Raw genomic sequence first — 17,217 nt, forward strand, 5'->3', positions numbered from 1 at the left:
AATCATAAATAATCGAGAATTGAATTTCTGTTAATAAGAGGTTTTAATTATAATGGCATCTTCATTTTCAATACGCTAACTTCATAATCTAACAACTAAGGATTATCTTTGTTGTTTAGAATGAATTTATATAATGAAGATAGATAAGAAGGATATTTTAAAGGCATTGGAACATATTACGGTTCCTGGTGAAGGTCAAAACATGGTAGAAAGTGGTGCAGTTACCAATATCCAAATTTTTGGCGATGAGGTTGAGGTAGATATTACTATTACAAACCCAAGTTTACAGGCACGTAAAAAGACCGAAGTAGAGATTTTAAAGATTATTCATAAAGAGGTTTATGAAAAGGCAAAGATTAAAATCAATGTTAAGGTTGATGCTCCTGCTGTAAAACCTAAGACTAATGAAATCAAGGGTAAGGCCATACCGGGTATTTCTAATATTATAGCGATAGCTTCTGGTAAAGGTGGTGTAGGTAAATCTACCGTAACGGCTAATTTGGCAGTTACTTTAGCAAAGATGGGCTTTAAAGTAGGTTTGTTAGATGCCGATATCTACGGGCCATCAATGCCTATAATGTTCGATGTCGCTAATGATAAACCACTTGCTGTAACTATAGATGGTAAATCTAAAATGAAGCCGGTAGAAAGCTATGGCGTTAAACTATTATCAATTGGCTTTTTTACGCAAAGAGATCAAGCTGTAATTTGGAGAGGACCAATGGCTTCTAAAGCTCTGAATCAAATGATTTTTGATGCACACTGGGGCGACTTAGATTTTATGTTGATCGATTTGCCACCAGGTACAGGCGATATACACTTAAGCATAATGCAAGCCTTGCCAATAACGGGTTCTGTGGTAGTGAGTACGCCACAAGAAGTTGCACTTGCCGATGCTAGAAAAGGTGTGGCAATGTTTCAACAAGATTCTATAAACGTACCTGTTTTGGGAATTGTAGAGAATATGGCCTACTTTACACCTGCAGAGTTGCCAGATAATAAATATTATATTTTTGGTAAAGAAGGAGCGAAACATTTAGCAGAAGATTTAAATGTACCTTTTCTTGGTGAAATGCCTTTGGTGCAAAGTATACGTGAAGCTGGTGATGCAGGTAGACCTGCGGCATTACAGACATCAACTCCTGTAGAAAAAGCATTTGAAGAATTGACAAAAAAGATAGTGAGTGAGGTTGTTGCTAGAAATAAAACTATACCACCTACAGAAGCTATAAAGATTACAACGATGGCGGGTTGTTCGCCTGTTAATAAAAAATAAGTATGACATCAGCAGAACTAAAATTAAATGTTGAAAAAGCATTAGAAGAAATCAGACCTTTTTTACAAAGTGATGGTGGTGATATTACATTGGTTTCTATTGATAATGAATCTTCTGTAAAAGTAAGATTAGAAGGTGCTTGTGTTGGTTGTAGTGTTAATCAAATGACACTAAAAAGTGGTGTTGAAATGACCATTAAAAAGTATGCCCCGCAAATACAAGAGGTAATAAATTTAGCAGTTTAAATCCTGATAATTATCATTATTTATAATAATATAGATTGATAATTTTGAAGGATATTACATAGAATTGAAGTAATGATTAAGACCGATATATTGATTATTGGCGCAGGACCTACGGGTCTTTTTGCCGTTTTTGAAGCAGGACTCCTAAAATTAAAATGCCATTTAATAGATGCTTTGCCACAGGCAGGCGGACAGTGTTCTGAAATTTATCCTAAAAAACCTATTTATGATATCCCTGGTTTTCCAGAGGTATTGGCGGGTGATTTGGTAGATAATTTAATGGAGCAAATTAAGTCTTTTCAACCAGGGTTTACTCTAGGTGAGCGTGCAGAAACAATCAAAAAATTAGATGACGGTACATTTGTAGTAACCACAAATAAAGGTACTGAGCATAATGCGCCGATTGTTGCAATTGCTGGAGGTTTAGGAAGTTTTGAGCCAAGAAAACCATTGTTAGATAATTTGTCAAAATTTGAAGACAACGGTGTGGCTTACATGATTAAAGATCCTGAAGTATACCGTGATAAAAAAGTAATTATAGCTGGTGGCGGTGATTCTGCCCTAGACTGGAGTATTTTCTTAGCAGATGTAGCTTCTCAAGTAACTTTGGTGCATAGAAGAAATGAATTTAGAGGAGCTTTAGATTCTGTTGAGAAGGTTCAAGAATTAAAAAACCAAGGTAAAATTAATCTGATTACACCTGCAGAGATTATTGGTCTTAATGGTGAAGAGAAATTAGAATCTGTTTTAATCAGAAAGATTTCTGATGCTAAGGAAGAGATTACTTTAGAGGTAGATAATTTTATTCCTTTATTTGGACTCTCTCCAAAATTGGGTCCGATTGGCGACTGGGGATTAGAGATAGAGAAAAATGCTATTAAAGTAGATACGTTCGATTATCAAACCAATATTTCAGGAATATATGCCATAGGTGATGTAAATACATACCCAGGTAAATTAAAACTGATTCTTTGTGGTTTTCACGAAGCAACATTGATGTGTCAAAGTGCCTTTCAAAAAATTCATCCAGATAAAAAGTATGTCATGAAATATACTACCGTAGGTGGTGTAAGTGGTTTTGATGGAACAAAAAAGGAAGCGCCAAAAGCGGTAGTAAAAGCGATAGAGTAAATAAACTAAAATATCATCCTGAGCGCAGTCGAAGGGCTACAATGCTATAAGTTTGAAAAATTATTATTGAATGACTGATATTAAAATAAAAATAACAGACCGAGATGGAGTGTTACACGAAATAGACGCCCCGACCGATATGAACATGAACCTTATGGAGGTAGTTCGTTCTTATGAACTTGCACCAGAAGGTACAATTGGTATTTGTGGAGGTATGGCTATGTGTGCTTCGTGTCAATGTTATGTATTATCAGACACAGAACTTCCAGAAATGGGAGATGATGAAGAAGCTATGTTATCAGAGGCTTTCAATGTAAAAGATAATTCGCGCTTAGGCTGTCAATTACATATCACCGAAGATATGGACGGGCTAGAAGTAGAGCTTGCACCAGAAGAGCTATAAACGTCATTGATAGGAAACGAGATGTAATCGAAATTCACGCAGCTATCTGCTTAATTAATTTTAAAAGCTCGTGTTACTCTATGTTGGAAAATAAATTTTTATTTTCCAAAAGCCAAAAGCCAAAAGCCAAAAGCCAAAAGCCAAAAGCCAAAAGCCAAAAGCCAAAAGCCAAAAGCCAAAAGCCAACTTATATCCTAGCTTGGTACGTAAACAAGTTATGGTATCTGCCTTCTTTTGCAATCAACTCTTCGTGAGTGCCTTGTTCTGCAATACGTCCATTTTCAATAACTAAAATTTGATTTGCTTTTCTAATAGTGCTTAATCTGTGGGCAATGACGAAAGTTGTTCTTCCTTTGGTAAGTTCGGCTAAACTCTTTTGAATTAAAGCTTCACTTTCGGTATCAAGGTTAGAGGTAGCTTCATCTAAAATTAAAATTCTTGGATTTGCTAGAACCGCACGTGCGATAGCAATACGTTGACGTTGTCCACCAGATAATTTTACACCACGCTCACCAATAACTGTATTTAATCCTTCTTCAAATCTATCTGTAAACTCATCAACATACGCTGCTTTAATAGCGGCTTGTAACTCTTCTTCAGAAGCATCTGGTCTGGGGAAGAGAATGTTTTCTCTAATTGTACCTTCAAATAGAAAATCGTCTTGTAAAACAACACCTAAGTACTGCCTAAAACTAGTAAGGTCAACTTTTGATAAATCTGTTCCATCTATGGTAATCTCTCCAGAATCAGGATTCAAGAAACTTGCTGCCAAACCGGCGATTGTAGATTTACCAGAACCAGAACTACCAACTAAAGCAATAACATCACCAGATTTTGCTTCAAAACTGATGTTGTGCAAAACATCTTTGTCTTCTTCGTAGGCAAATGATACATCATTGAAAACCATGTCGCCTTTAATATTGGATAGTGTTATCGTTCTATCTTTTTCATCAGATTCAGAAACCTTGTTCATTAACTCTTCGGTACGGTCTAAACCTGCTAAAGCTTCTGTCAATTGGCTTCCTATATTGCTCATTTGTACAATTGGTGCTACCATAAGGGCAAGAAGAAAAGTGAACTCAAAATACTCACCAGTAGTTAATTCTCCCTGCATCATTTTATAACCACCAAAGCCCATCATAATACCTGTAGTTGCCAAGCCTAATAAGAAAGTAGAAGCGCTAGTCATAAATGCTGTAGCTGTTAAACTCTTCTTTACATTTTGGTATAATTTATCTACACCTTCTTCAAAAACCTTACTTTCTTGTTCTTCGGCATTAAATCCTTTTATAACACGAATACCACCTAGGGTTTCTGTCAATCTTCCTTTTACCTCCGCATTTATTTTTCCGCGTTCCCTGAAAACAGGCCTTATAATTTTAAAAGCTTTCAGTGCAATCAGTGCAAAAAGAATAAGGGGTACAAAAGTCAATAGTGTCATTGTAGGGCTAATTCTAAGTAATAAAATTAGAGAAACTACGGCGGTAATTGTACCACCTACAAGTTGCACGAGCCCGGTACCTATTAAGTTTCTCACGCCTTCAACATCACTCATAATTCTAGAAACTAAAGAACCAGATTTTGTATTGTCAAAAAAGCGAATAGGTAGTGAAAGTACCTGTTTTTGTACTTGAGATCGCAATTCAGAAATCATGAACTGCGCCTGTATACTTAATACTTTAGTTAATAAGAAAGACATAACTGCCTGTACTAAAAAAGCAAAAATTACAACAGCTACCAATATTTTTAATAGGTCGTAATCTTTATTGGGTACAATATCATCTAAAAAATACCGTAGCGACACCGGAGCAACAAAACTTGATGCTTTACTAATTATAATGAGTAATAAACCTAGCAAAACCAGTTTTCTACGTGGCCATATAATAGTCTTAAATGCGGTTAGGATACTTACTTTTTTTTCTGCCATATTTGTTTAATTTTCCACTGCCTTGTCGAGCGAAGTCGAGACTAAAAGACAAGAAGTCGCAAGTTACTTCAATTCTAAAGTTTTACCGAATCTAGAATAGGTTTTGATAATCACTAATTGTATCAATAAAGGTTTTTATATTTGAGTATCTTGATTACCAACCAATGCTTAAAAAAACAATTCTTCTATTCTTATTAGTCACATTTTATGCAAATGCGCAAGAACAATACTACGAACTGCGCGATTTTGTAACTGACAGTGCAGGCATTTTTACTTCAAATCAAATTTTAGAGTTAAATCAGCGATTAGTAGAACTAGAGGAGAGTACCACAAATCAACTTGTTGTAGTAACTATAGAAGAGTTAGGGTTTGATACCATAGAAACGTATGCCAATGGGCTGTTCAACCAAAATGGAATAGGTCAAGAAGGTAAGGATAACGGATTACTTATTTTGTTTTCAGAAATAGATAGAGAAGTAAGAATAGAGGTAGGCTACGGATTGGAACCGTACATTACAGATGCCGTTGCATCAAGAATTATTAGAAATACGATGATTCCTAATTTTAAAGAGGAAGCTTATTTTACGGGTATTAATGAAGCTAGTAATCAGCTCATAGAATTTTTGAATAACCCAGAGGCATTAGACGAGTTTAAAAAAGAGATTAAAGACGAAGAAAGTAATAGTCAGCTTATAGGGTATATATTTCTTGGTTTCTTTCTTTTGATATTTGTCGGTGTAGGCGGTTTTTTCTTTTATAGAAGTTATAAGAATATTATTGAAGTTTTTCGAGGAATGTTAATGGGTAAGCTAGGATTGTTACCAGGATTGTTTATGCTGATTGCGGGTTCATTATCATCTTTATTCGGTTTGGTTTTTATGCTAGCTCCAGTAACTGTGGTCTATAGCATATTTACGTCCAGTCAATCTATAATGGGAGAGATAGTAGATAGTCCAAAATTGTTGTTATGGGTATTGCTTCCATTTTTTGGTATTGCCATAATTATAGCTTTTGTAAAATTAAAATTATCGGGTAAAGAAGATTTAAATATATCTTGGGTCAAGAATGACAAGACCTATTACAGAAAAACATTCTCGTCTTCTGGAACACATTCTTTTGGTTCGGGTAGCGGTTCTTCTGGAGGTGGTAGTTCATTTTCCGGCGGTGGAGGAAGTTCTGGCGGTGGCGGATCAAGCGGAAGTTGGTAAATTTCAAGTACATTTATACATCTCAAGTAATCATTAAAATAGTAGCTATGAGCAGAATTATTTATTTGTTGGCATTTGTATTGGTTTTATCATGTAAGACTAATAAGCCAGAGAAGGGTGAAATAGAAAAATGGGAAGCTCAAGCAGCTAATGTTGAAATAATAAGAGATGATTTTGGAGTACCTCATATTTATGGAAAGACAGATGCCGATGCCGTATTCGGGTTGTTATATGCACAATGCGAAGATGATTTTAATCGCGTGGAGCAAAACTACATTTGGGCGACTGGTAGGTTGGCAGAAGTAGATGGCGAAGAAGCGTTGTATAGTGATTTACGTGCAAAGCTATTTATGACAGAAGAAGAGGCTAAAGCAAATTATGAAAAGAGTCCCGCTTGGTTGAAAGAATTATGTGATGCCTTTGCCGATGGGGTTAATTATTATTTATACACGCACCCAAAAGTAAAACCGAGATTATTGACACATTTCGAACCTTGGATGCCAATGTACTTTAGCGAAGGATCTATTGGCGGAGATATTGAGCGTATTTCAACAAAGAAGATAGCCGCTTTTTATGAGAGCAATATGGCTTTGCCAGAAATGGAAGCGATACAGTTGCAAAAAGAAAAAGAAGTAGAAGAGCCACAAGGGTCTAACGGAATTGCTATTTCAGGTAAATTAACCCAATCTGGTAATCCGTTATTATTGATAAATCCGCATACCTCATTTTACTTTAGGGGAGAAGTTCATGTAGTTTCTGAGGAAGGATTAAATGCTTATGGTGCTGTAACTTGGGGTCAGTTTTTCGTTTACCAAGGATTCAATGAAAAAACCGGTTGGATGCATACATCAACTTATACAGATGTTATGGATGAATTCAAGGAAATGATTGTTAAGAACGATGATAATTTATTCTATCAATATGGAGAAGAATTACGACCCGTACAATCATCTGAGATAGTGTTGAAATATCTTGATGGTAAAAAGTTAAAAGAAAAAAAATACTCGGCATATAGAACCCATCACGGACCGATAACTCATGTCGCCGAAGGACAATGGACAGCATCGGCGATGATGTGGGAACCAGTAAAAGCATTAGAGCAGTCATTTATTCGCTCTAAGCAAAGTGGTTACAAAGGTTTTCGTGAAATGATGGATATCCGTACCAATTCTAGTAACAACACCGTGTATGCAGATGCGGAAGGTAACATCGCTTATTTTCATGGTAATTATGTTCCAAAACGAGATGTTCAATTTAATTATACAAAACCGGTTGACGGTAGTAATCCTAAAACTGATTGGCAAGGCTTACATTCCGTTGATGAAAATATCTTAGTTCTCAATCCAGAAAATGGGTGGATACAAAACTGTAATTCTACACCCTATACATCAGCTTTAGAATTTAGTCCGAAGAAAGAAGATTACCCAAACTACATGTCTAAAGACCAAGAGAATTTTAGAGGGGTTCATGCGATAGAATTATTGACGGATAGAAAAGGATATACGGTAGATAGTTTAATTCAATTAGCCCATGACCCTTACTTGCCAGCATTTAAAGTGTTGATACCTGGTTTGGTGAAAGAATATAATTCGCATGACGATAAGAATCCGAAATTGAAAGAGCCTATTGAGATTCTTGAAAATTGGGATTATACTACGGGCGAAGATCAAGTAGCTATGACTTTGGCGCATTTTTATGGCACGGCTATGGGTAAAAGAGCAAAACACCCAGAAAATATCAGTGATATGGAACGCATGACCTATTTCGGTACCCATACAGAAGAATCGTTGAAAATTTTTGAAGAAGTGATCGATCAGTTAACAGCTGATTTTGTGACATGGAAAATACCGTGGGGAGAGGTGAATAGATATCAAAGAATTACAGGAGATATCGTTCAACATTTCGATGATACTAAGCCTAGTATCCCTATTGGTTTTGCTTCAGGAAGGTGGGGAGCTTTGGCTGCCTATGGTGCTCGTTATACAACAGAAGGTGCGAAAAAATTATATGGTACAAGAGGTAATAGTTTTGTAGCAGTTGTAGAATTTGGAGAGAAGGTACAAGCTAAAAGTATGTTGGCTGGCGGACAAAGTGGAGATCCTTCTTCACCACACTTTGATGATCAAATTATTAGATATAAGAATGTAGATTGGAAAGAAGTACCTTTTTATCGTGAAGATGTTTTGAAAAGAGCAGAAGAGACTTATGTACCTGGTAAACGATAATTTTAAAGGTGAATTAAAGCAGAACAGTTCTACATTGATTCTTTTGTAACGATTAAAGTCGCTTTAGAACCTGCAGATAATAACCATTTATTAGAATAGATTAATTCACCTTTGTCATTGTAAACATCTACCTGTGCGGTATTCGGCGCTGAAGAACCATGGTTTAAAGCTTCGAAGTCTAAGCGATTAAACCCATCTTGTAAATCAACATTAATACCTTTGAATCCACCTGTTAACAAAAGGTTCTGTTCAACAACCATATCGTTCATGTATATCTTTACACGGTCTCCATCTACATATTCGTGATCTCTGCAAACTATGCCTATAAATTTTCCGCTACTCTTTACATCGCCTAGATATTGGTCTGCAAAATACTGACCAGAACCACCTAATCGTTCACCCGGACCAATACGTGGATCTATTTTCATACCTGCGCCCGCTTGCACCAATTCTTCATCACGTAGCATTTTTACAGGGTTTGGAGCGGTCATATCTACACTGGGCTGTTCTTTAATTAAATTAGGCATATTAAGAACAGATCCCTTATTTGGAGTGCCACTAGAATTAATAGGGTTTACCTTATCAATCTTAAGCGGTTTTGATGTAGGTAAATCTGTTTGAGCAGACACCTTAATCGCTGCAAAAGAGAATAAAATAATAAAAAGAAAAAAAAGTTTTCTCATCGAATCTTTAATATGATGAAATAAAGATAACAAATACCCTGCCATGGGTACTTAAGGCTTCGTTAAAAAACTGTCGATTGAACTATAATTCGTTGAAATGATTGTTCTGACGGACTTAATCAGAATCTTCTTCTTGTTTTTGCTCGGTTTTGATAAAATTGCCGTTGATCATTTTTTCTTCTTCATATATGACATTTGATATGCCTACCATAAATGCGGCAATGAGAAGTATTACCTTTCTTTTTAACCAAAGAAAGGCTTTGTTTATTTTTTTGAAATACATAATAGTGATGATAAATGGTGAATACTAGTTATCATATGTGTACGCTTGGTACACATTAAAATAGCTTAAGAAGCTATGTTCTATTATGCGATTCTTTGATATTTAGAAGTAATTGTTTTACATAGAAAAACAGCGTTGTTTATGGAAGATTGGTATACTAAAAGGGTATCATTTTGAACGCTTATGATTTGATTTATGTGATTGCCGTAGTTTTTGGATAAAATAATGAAAGTAATAAAAACGTCAGCAATAGAAGAGATAAGTGCAGGACTTTCAGTTTCATACGTCGCAGCATTGTTTTCTGAATGTTGAACATGTTGAGAAGGAGCGTATAAAGAAATTTTAAAATTAGCACGCGTAGTATGTCGATAATTAAGAGTACAGTGCTGTGCTGTAAGTCCGATTAAAAGACATAGAGATACTACATATGTAAAAATCTTCTTCACTAAACTATTTTAAATTTCGTCTTAGAAAGTTAATGAAATTTCCATTCATAATTTTCTCAATATCTAGTTGCGCATAACCTCTATCTTCTAGCAACCCTATTATTTTCTGTAAATCAGCAATAGTATCGACATCTGCCGGACCTTGTTCTTTACCAAAACCGCCATCTAGATCAGAACCAATACCAACATGATTGGCGTTACCCGCTAATTGGCAAATATGGTCAATATTATCTAGTATCTGCTGTAGACTTACGTTTGCAGATTGCGGAGTAGAAACACCTCTTTCCCATGTAGGTGTCATCATCCAAGCATCGAGAACAACACCGATAACCCCTTTTCTGCCAATTATTTCTTTCAATTGCTCGTCGGTAAATTGTCTGTGATGATCAACTAAAGCTCTACAGTTGTTATGGCTCGCCCAAAGTGGTCCGTCATAATTAACCATAGTTTCCCAAAAACTAAGGTCGCATAAATGGGTAACATCTAGTATAATTCCCAATCGTTCAATTTCTTTTAGAAGTGCTCTTCCTTTAGTTCCAATTCCGCCTACTGAATTTGTGCCGTGAGCATAAGTACCAGGACCATAATGTGCCGGACCAATAGCTCTTAAACCCGAATCATAAGCTTTCTGAAGGTATGAGATATCAACGATAGAATCTGCACCTTCAAGACTAAGCAAGTAACCAATAGGCTTCTTTTCTTCGTCCGTTTGCCAAAGAGCTAAATGAGCATCAAGTTGGGTTTTGTTGGTGATTTGAACCATTTCACCAGCATCTTCCATGCTTTTATACCACGCTAATTGCCCTTGCGTGTGTGCCCATGCCTGTTGGGGCGATTTCCAACCTGGTAGGGTATTATCCTTATGCACATAACGAGCAATTTGCGTCGCCATACACAGTCCTACATTTCCTTTTCTCATGGCTTCTAAAGAAACGGTATTATTACCACGACCAGGCTTGTCGGTTAAACCTTGTTCACTTTTTCTAATTTCATCAATAGACCAAGTGAGGTCGCGATTCCAGTCCATGGCATTCATAGAAAGGTCTAAATGGGCATCGAATATAAACATGCTTAAATAGTAGATTTTTGAGTTCTGGCAGTTACGGGCCAGTAATCGATAACAGTATTATCTTTTATAACAGTTAGGGTGTCGTATTTCGCCACAGTAGGGCAAATATGTCTAGGTATGGCGTAATGAGCATCACCAACCTCTGGTATGGTTAAATCATCATATTCAACCACTAAATGTTCTTCAGATTGGCTTATTTGTTTACTGTGTTTTAAGTCTAAAAATTCAATTCTAGGAAAGGGCATTTCAGGAGCAACCGATTTATGACCAAGATCGAAACATAGAATACCAGTAGTTGGTTTGCTGACTATTCTTGTAAACAGCACTGCAGCTGGTAAAAAGCCCATTTCTGGAAATATATTTCCATAACCAGAATCCCAAAGAAGTGTTGTTCCGGGGCTGGCATCAACATCTTGGCGTTTACAGTGAAAAGGAAACGTTGGCGAACCGCCAGCTACAATTTTTGGGCTAAGTATGTTTTTATCTTCAATACTTTTCTTTAAGTCGATTACTGCTTTGAAAGCTGTATTACATTCTTGTTCTCGTATTGCAGAATCTGAATTACGAAGATGACCGTCATAAACATGTAAACCTTCAGCAATTAAAAATTCATTTTCATGTAATTGAGTGTACAATTCTAAAGCATCGTGGTCTGGTATGATTCCTGTTCTGTTCATACCATTATTAATATCTACCCAAAGCGGAATTTTAAGGTGATGATATTTTGCAAGTTCACTAAGAATTTTAAGTGTTTTAGAATTATCTACAATGGTCGAGAACTTGGTGCTTGGGTATTTTTTAATCAATTCAATAAAGCGCTGTGCATTAGCACCAACGGGTTGTATCGCTAATAATACGTCAACGGCATCGCAGTCACCAAGTAGTTCCGCTTCAGCAATAGTGGCGCATTTGAATTTTTGTATTCCCTTTGCCATTTGCATGTTTATGATATTGGCATTTTTGTATGTTTTTACATGCGGACGTAGCCTATTTACATCACCAATCATAGAAATCATCAAGTCGATGTTATGTTGAATTCTATCTGGATACACCAATAAAGAAGGAGAAATTACTCCGGCTGTTTTGTCTATAGAATACCAATTTTCGTTTGCCATAATTGTTAATGATGTAGTTCAAAATGAGCTTCAATTTCAACAGGAATTCCACCGGGTAAAATCATACCAACAGCGCTTCGAACACCAACTCCATTATCGGGTCCGAAAATATCTGCCATGAGTTCACTAAAACCATTAATGACCAAAGGTTGTTGTCCAAAATCAGGAGTGGAATTCACCATCCCCAAGGTTTTTACAATTCTTTTAATTCTATCAATATCTCCAAAATGAGTTTGTATCGTAGAAAGCATGGTCAATGCAACTTGCCTTGCAGCAACTTTAGCCTCTTCCATAGTCATATCATGACCAGCTCTACCAACAATCAATGAACCGTCATTTTGCATAGGACCTTGACCAGAAATATATAAAAAATGGTCAATGACTAAAACAGGTTTGTATAAACCTGCAGGAGGTGGGGCAGGTGGTAAAACCAAGCCTAATTCTTTAATTTTTTCAGAAGGTTTCATATGCAAATTATTTAATTTTAAATAAATGTATTTATAACGAGAACACCAATAAGTCCCATAACGCCAACGGTTGTTTCCATCACGGTCCAGCTTTTTAAAGTGTCTTTAACCGATAGATTAAAGTATTCTTTAAATAACCAGAATCCGCTATCGTTAACATGAGATAGCATTAAACTACCAGACCCTATCGCCAAAACCATTAATTCAGGACTAGCACCTGTACCTTGAACAAGTGGTAGCACGATACCTGCAGCGGTTAAACCAGCTACAGTGGCAGATCCAACACAAACCCGTATAATGGTAGCGATCAACCAAGCTAATATTAATGGTGAGATTGATGATTGCTCTAATATTCCTCCAATATATTCGCTTACGCCGCTATCTATTAATACTTGTTTTAATGCGCCAGAGCCGGCAATAATAAGAAGTACCATGGTAATACCAGTAATTGCACTACCAACAGAATCCATGACCTCTTTCATACTTTTTCCTTGACCTAAACCTAAAGTGTAAATGGCAACTAAGACGGCAATAAGCATCGCAATAGCTGGGTTGCCCATAAAAACTAAAATCTTGGTAAGAAAGAAATCTGCAGGCAGTAAAAGTTGAGCTAATGCAGCAACTGCAATTAGAATAACAGGTAAAAGTGCACTGATTATACTATTTGCCATACTAGGCATTTCATCTTCCTTTAAAACTACAGGATTTAAAAATTCTTTAAGCGGTGTTGCGTTAATACCTTTTAAGGTTCTTGAAAGTAATGGTCCTGCAACAATAATTGCTGGTATAGCAACTATGATTCCGTATAATAAAGTTTTACCAATATCAGCATTAAACATAGAGGCAAGAGCTGTTGGTGCTGGGTGCGGAGGTAGATAGCCATGTGTAACCGAAAGTGAAGCTAACATAGGTAGACCGACATATAAAAGGGGTAAACCAGTGGCTGCTGCAATAGTGAAAACTAGAGGAACTAGAATTACAAAACCTACAGAGTAGAACATGGGTATGCCAACAATGAAGCCCGTTAATACAACCGCCCATTGAATGTTCTTTTTCCCAAATTTCTCTACCAATTTTGTGGTAATGCGTTGTGCTGCCCCACTATCGGCAACTAATTTGCCTAGCATAGCGCCAAGACCTAAAATGATGACAAGAAATCCTAAAATATTACCAATACCTTTCTGAATGGAGTCCACCACGCTAATGGGTTCCATACCTTCAGCAATACCAACGAATAAAGAAACGATGATAAAAGTGATAAAAGCATTGAGTTTAAATTTAGCGATGAGAATAAATAGGAGAAGAATTCCTAGAATAACAATGAATAAAGGCATATTTGAATCGAGTTAGTTTAGTTGATTCTCTAAATATACCATAAAAAAAAAGCTCATCATATTTTATCTAATATGATGAGCTCAATCTATAAAATACTATAATTTATCTGTCATTTCCGGTGAAATAGCTTTGTAAACTAATCCAGCTAAAATTGCGCCTACGATAGGTGCTAGCCAGAATAACCAAAGCTGGTCCAAAGCCCAATCTCCAACAAAAAGAGCTTGGCTTGTACTACGCGCAGGGTTAACCGATGTATTGGTAACAGGTATTGTTATTAAGTGAATAAGAGTAAGACAAAGTCCGATTGCTAAACCGGCAAATCCTCTTGGTGCTTTTGTATAAGTAGAGCCTAAGATCACAAATAAGAAAATGAAGGTCATTACTACCTCAATAATCAAGGCAGAAGTCATACTATATCCGCCAGGTGAATGTTCTCCGAAACCGTTAGATGCGAATCCGCCTAATACGAAATCTGATTTTCCTGAAGCTATGAGAAAGAGTATAGCTGCACCTGCAATACCGCCCATTACCTGAGCAACGATGTAGGGAAAAACGTCTTTACCGTCAAAGCGACCACCTACCCAAACACCGATAGTTACTGCCGGGTTTAAATGACAGCCAGAAATATGGCCTATAGCGTATGCCATGGTAACTACGGTTAAACCAAAAGCTAAAGCGACACCGACAAAGCCAATACCCATTTCTGGGAATCCTGCGGCAAGTACGGCACTACCGCAACCACCTAATACCAGCCATAATGTGCCGATAAATTCTGCAATAAATTTTTTCATCTTAATAAGGTTTTATTGATTGTACTTATTAGGAAACCAAAATATTAATAAAGTCACAATTATTTATTCAAATTTTTGCGTATTTATTGAATTTTCATTTGTTATTTTTTGAATAAATAAAAGAATTGTATTTATTATTATAAATATAATATGTTTAAAATAAATAATTTTTAAGTGTTTTGTATTATCACTGATTAAAGAGTTAGCATGAATTGCCTAATTTTTTATTCATATTTATAATTCTTATTGCCTTAAAATTATAATTGGATAAATTCATCAAATGGAAGCTTACTATATTGGTGTTCATTGGTTTAGTTTTGATATTTTTAGAAGAGTGATTGATATTTATTATTAATAACTTAAAAATCCAGTTAACAAAAAATAAAGCCAAGATGAATAAAAGACAGTTTTTGACCAACATGGGTAAAGCGGCTTTTACCTTGCCTTTTTTTCCATACAGTTCTGTGGTGAAAGGAGCAGCGCCAACAAAATCATATGTAACGAAAACTGAAGATGATTTTTGGTTAAGAATACGGGAAGATTATCTTTTAAAACCGGATTATATTAATCTGGAAAATGGTTATTATAATTTTATCCCGACACCAATTATGATGAAGTATATAGACCATTTAAAAATGGTCAATTATGAGGCTTCATACTACATGCGTACCGTACAATGGGATAATAAAGCAGGGGTGCGTGATCGATTGGCAAAGTTTGTCGGTAGTACTCCAGAAGAGTTGGTGATAACTAGAAATGCAACGGAGTCATTAGATTTAATAATTGGTGGTTATCCATGGGGAAAAGGCGACGAAGCCATTTATGCCTTACAAGATTATGGTTCAATGAAAGACCATTTTGAGTTGATGGTTAAGAAATATGGTATTAAAACAGCGGTTGTTGATGTTCCAAACTACCCAGAATCTGATGAAGAATTAGTGGCTCTGTATGAAAAAGCGATTACACCTAAAACCAGGTTAATGATGGTGAGCCATATGATTAATATTACCGGACATATATTGCCAATTCGTAAAATTTGTGATATGGCGCATAAATATGGAGTTGAGGTTTTGGTAGATGGAGCTCATTGTATTGGTCATTTTAAGGTAGATATAGAGGAATTACATTGCGATTATTACGGAACTAGTTTACACAAGTGGTTGAGTGTACCTCTTGGGTCGGGCATGTTGCATGTCGCAAAAGATAAAATCACAAAAATATGGCCACTCTTTACAGATTGGGAAAATGACTCTGACCTTATTCAACGATTAAATCATACTGGAACATTACCAGTACATACAGATTTAGCTGTTAATGATGCTTTAGATTATATAGAGATGATTGGTATAGAACGCAAACAAGAAAGGCTTCAGTTTTTACAGAAATATTGGAGCGATAAATTAAGAAATGTGTCCAATATTACCGTAAACACTCCAGTAGAGATGCATCGTAGTTGTGGTATCGCAAATGTGGGAATATCATCTATGGACGCAAAGGAACTAGCAGCTCAATTATTAAGTGAGTTTAAAATATTTACAGTAGGTGTTGATTATGCAAATGTAAAAGGATGTAGAATTACACCAAATGTTTACACTACCACAGATGAGTTGGATAGTTTTGTTACCGCCATGAAAACAATGGCAAAAAGAAGTTGATTTACCTAGTTATGTAATCCGCCAACTTCTGTGGCCCTTCTAATAAAATGCGAACCACTCGCAAGGTGCCATCATCAGTAGTATTTATTTGCCACTTTATTAATGAAATACATCCTTTTTCAATTTCAATACCGGTAATACTTCTTGGGTGAACACAGCTACCATCATTAAAAAGAGGAATATCACCAGGCTCAGGAAAGCGTGGTCTATGTGTGTGGCCTACAACGGTAATTTTTAAGTTGTTTTTTAGAATCCACTTTTTTGTACGACGCTCTACTTTTATGAGTTCTGTGTAATTTTTGGCGGGTGAAGTTGGGTCGGCAATACCCCAAACTTGTAGGGGTTTCCAAAGAACACGTACCAAAAATCGTCCCCAACGCCAAAAAGTGTAGTTCCACCAATCTGCTTGGTGACCATGGGTTAGAAAAACTTCTTGTTGGGTTTCTTTATGTTTTAAAATAAGTGCCTCATGATATTTTATACCTTCAAAAAGAGATTTGTCTTTGTCATCTATAGGCTCAAAATAGCTCGATAGATGTTTTTTAACATAGGCTTCATCTTTGTAGACCATATCATGATTGCCCCATATCATATGCAATCTATGCTCTAGATGAAATTGCTTCAAAAGCTTGAATACATTTTTGTGAGCTTCAAAAATAGACTCGAAATGAATGTTCTCCCAAAGTTCATCTCCATCGCCAAGTTCACAATAATCAAACCCTTGAGAATGATAGAATTGTAAGGCATGATAATAGATGTTTCTATTGTTGGCGAAATCATCGGCAAAACTGTTGTCTCCCCTATGGCAATCGCTAAAAAGTATGAATTTAGAAGCGTCGTCAAACGGAATAACTTTTGCATTATCGTAAGCTCTTGTAAGTCTACTATCCGATGACATGGTCTATTTTTCGTTAAATATCCGAAAATCCAGTCAACCATAGGGCTTAGAGCCATAAAA

16 protein-coding genes are annotated in these 17,217 nt (G+C 36.2%); 7 read left to right on the forward strand and 9 right to left on the reverse strand.

Features of this window, described 5'->3' with window-relative positions; genetic code table 11:
* Positions 1 to 133: 133 nt before the first annotated feature.
* From Q0871_RS10375 to Q0871_RS10390, 4 genes are all read left to right on the forward strand, one after another.
* Positions 134 to 1,276, forward strand: coding sequence for an Mrp/NBP35 family ATP-binding protein (locus Q0871_RS10375; RefSeq protein ID WP_299322091.1), 1,143 nt, complete (start codon positions 134 to 136; stop codon positions 1,274 to 1,276).
* A 2-nt stretch (positions 1,277 to 1,278) separates the two neighbouring features.
* A complete protein-coding gene (locus Q0871_RS10380; protein ID WP_299322096.1) occupies positions 1,279 to 1,521 on the forward strand; it encodes a NifU family protein in 243 nt (80 codons plus the stop codon).
* 72 nt (positions 1,522 to 1,593) lie between these two features.
* On the forward strand, positions 1,594 to 2,652 hold the full coding sequence (locus Q0871_RS10385; RefSeq protein ID WP_299322101.1) for an NAD(P)/FAD-dependent oxidoreductase: 1,059 nt from the start codon (positions 1,594 to 1,596) through the stop codon (positions 2,650 to 2,652).
* 70 nt (positions 2,653 to 2,722) lie between these two features.
* Positions 2,723 to 3,055, forward strand: coding sequence for a 2Fe-2S iron-sulfur cluster-binding protein (locus Q0871_RS10390; protein WP_027065921.1), 333 nt, complete (start codon positions 2,723 to 2,725; stop codon positions 3,053 to 3,055).
* Positions 3,056 to 3,242: 187 nt separating this feature from the next.
* Here the strand turns inward: Q0871_RS10390 and Q0871_RS10395 are convergent, their stop codons facing one another.
* The gene (locus Q0871_RS10395) at positions 3,243 to 4,982 is read right to left on the reverse strand and encodes an ABC transporter ATP-binding protein (protein WP_299322109.1); all 1,740 of its coding nucleotides are present in this window, start codon (positions 4,980 to 4,982) and stop codon (positions 3,243 to 3,245) included.
* Between the two features lie 164 nt (positions 4,983 to 5,146).
* Here Q0871_RS10395 and Q0871_RS10400 point away from each other — a divergent pair, with 164 nt between their 5' ends.
* Both Q0871_RS10400 and Q0871_RS10405 read left to right on the forward strand, forming a co-directional pair.
* Positions 5,147 to 6,190 (forward strand): YgcG family protein, encoded by a 1,044-nt coding sequence (locus Q0871_RS10400; protein ID WP_299322112.1) that lies wholly within the window; start codon positions 5,147 to 5,149, stop codon positions 6,188 to 6,190.
* 47 nt (positions 6,191 to 6,237) lie between these two features.
* Positions 6,238 to 8,415, forward strand: a complete 2,178-nt coding sequence (locus Q0871_RS10405; RefSeq protein ID WP_299322115.1) for an acylase — start codon at positions 6,238 to 6,240, stop codon at positions 8,413 to 8,415.
* A 29-nt stretch (positions 8,416 to 8,444) separates the two neighbouring features.
* Here Q0871_RS10405 and Q0871_RS10410 read toward each other — a convergent pair whose 3' ends face one another.
* The 7 genes from Q0871_RS10410 to aqpZ all read right to left on the reverse strand — a co-directional run bounded on the left by Q0871_RS10410 (position 8,445) and on the right by aqpZ (position 14,604).
* The gene (locus Q0871_RS10410) at positions 8,445 to 9,098 is read right to left on the reverse strand and encodes a hypothetical protein (protein WP_299322119.1); all 654 of its coding nucleotides are present in this window, start codon (positions 9,096 to 9,098) and stop codon (positions 8,445 to 8,447) included.
* A gap of 115 nt (positions 9,099 to 9,213) precedes the next feature.
* Positions 9,214 to 9,381 (reverse strand): hypothetical protein, encoded by a 168-nt coding sequence (locus tag Q0871_RS10415; RefSeq protein WP_299322124.1) that lies wholly within the window; start codon positions 9,379 to 9,381, stop codon positions 9,214 to 9,216.
* Between the two features lie 450 nt (positions 9,382 to 9,831).
* Complete coding sequence (locus tag Q0871_RS10420; RefSeq protein WP_299322126.1) at positions 9,832 to 10,896, reverse strand: membrane dipeptidase; 1,065 nt, start codon at positions 10,894 to 10,896, stop codon at positions 9,832 to 9,834.
* Between the two features lie 2 nt (positions 10,897 to 10,898).
* Positions 10,899 to 12,011: a D-TA family PLP-dependent enzyme gene (locus tag Q0871_RS10425; protein WP_299322130.1), complete on the reverse strand. Its 1,113-nt coding sequence runs from the start codon at positions 12,009 to 12,011 to the stop codon at positions 10,899 to 10,901.
* A gap of 5 nt (positions 12,012 to 12,016) precedes the next feature.
* The gene (locus Q0871_RS10430) at positions 12,017 to 12,484 is read right to left on the reverse strand and encodes a RidA family protein (protein WP_299322139.1); all 468 of its coding nucleotides are present in this window, start codon (positions 12,482 to 12,484) and stop codon (positions 12,017 to 12,019) included.
* A gap of 11 nt (positions 12,485 to 12,495) precedes the next feature.
* On the reverse strand, positions 12,496 to 13,812 hold the full coding sequence (locus tag Q0871_RS10435) for a gluconate:H+ symporter (RefSeq protein ID WP_299322142.1): 1,317 nt from the start codon (positions 13,810 to 13,812) through the stop codon (positions 12,496 to 12,498).
* A gap of 96 nt (positions 13,813 to 13,908) precedes the next feature.
* Positions 13,909 to 14,604: an aquaporin Z gene (gene aqpZ / locus Q0871_RS10440; protein ID WP_299322145.1), complete on the reverse strand. Its 696-nt coding sequence runs from the start codon at positions 14,602 to 14,604 to the stop codon at positions 13,909 to 13,911.
* A 392-nt stretch (positions 14,605 to 14,996) separates the two neighbouring features.
* Here aqpZ and Q0871_RS10445 point away from each other — a divergent pair, with 392 nt between their 5' ends.
* Positions 14,997 to 16,259, forward strand: a complete 1,263-nt coding sequence (locus tag Q0871_RS10445; RefSeq protein ID WP_299322148.1) for an aminotransferase class V-fold PLP-dependent enzyme — start codon at positions 14,997 to 14,999, stop codon at positions 16,257 to 16,259.
* Position 16,260: 1 nt separating this feature from the next.
* On the opposite strand, the gene Q0871_RS10450 is transcribed toward Q0871_RS10445, so the two are convergent.
* Positions 16,261 to 17,157 (reverse strand): metallophosphoesterase family protein, encoded by an 897-nt coding sequence (locus tag Q0871_RS10450; protein WP_299322149.1) that lies wholly within the window; start codon positions 17,155 to 17,157, stop codon positions 16,261 to 16,263.
* Positions 17,158 to 17,217: the final 60 nt, after the last annotated feature.

Source organism: uncultured Maribacter sp., assembly GCF_947500985.1.
Classification (GTDB): Bacteria; Bacteroidota; Bacteroidia; order Flavobacteriales; family Flavobacteriaceae; genus Maribacter.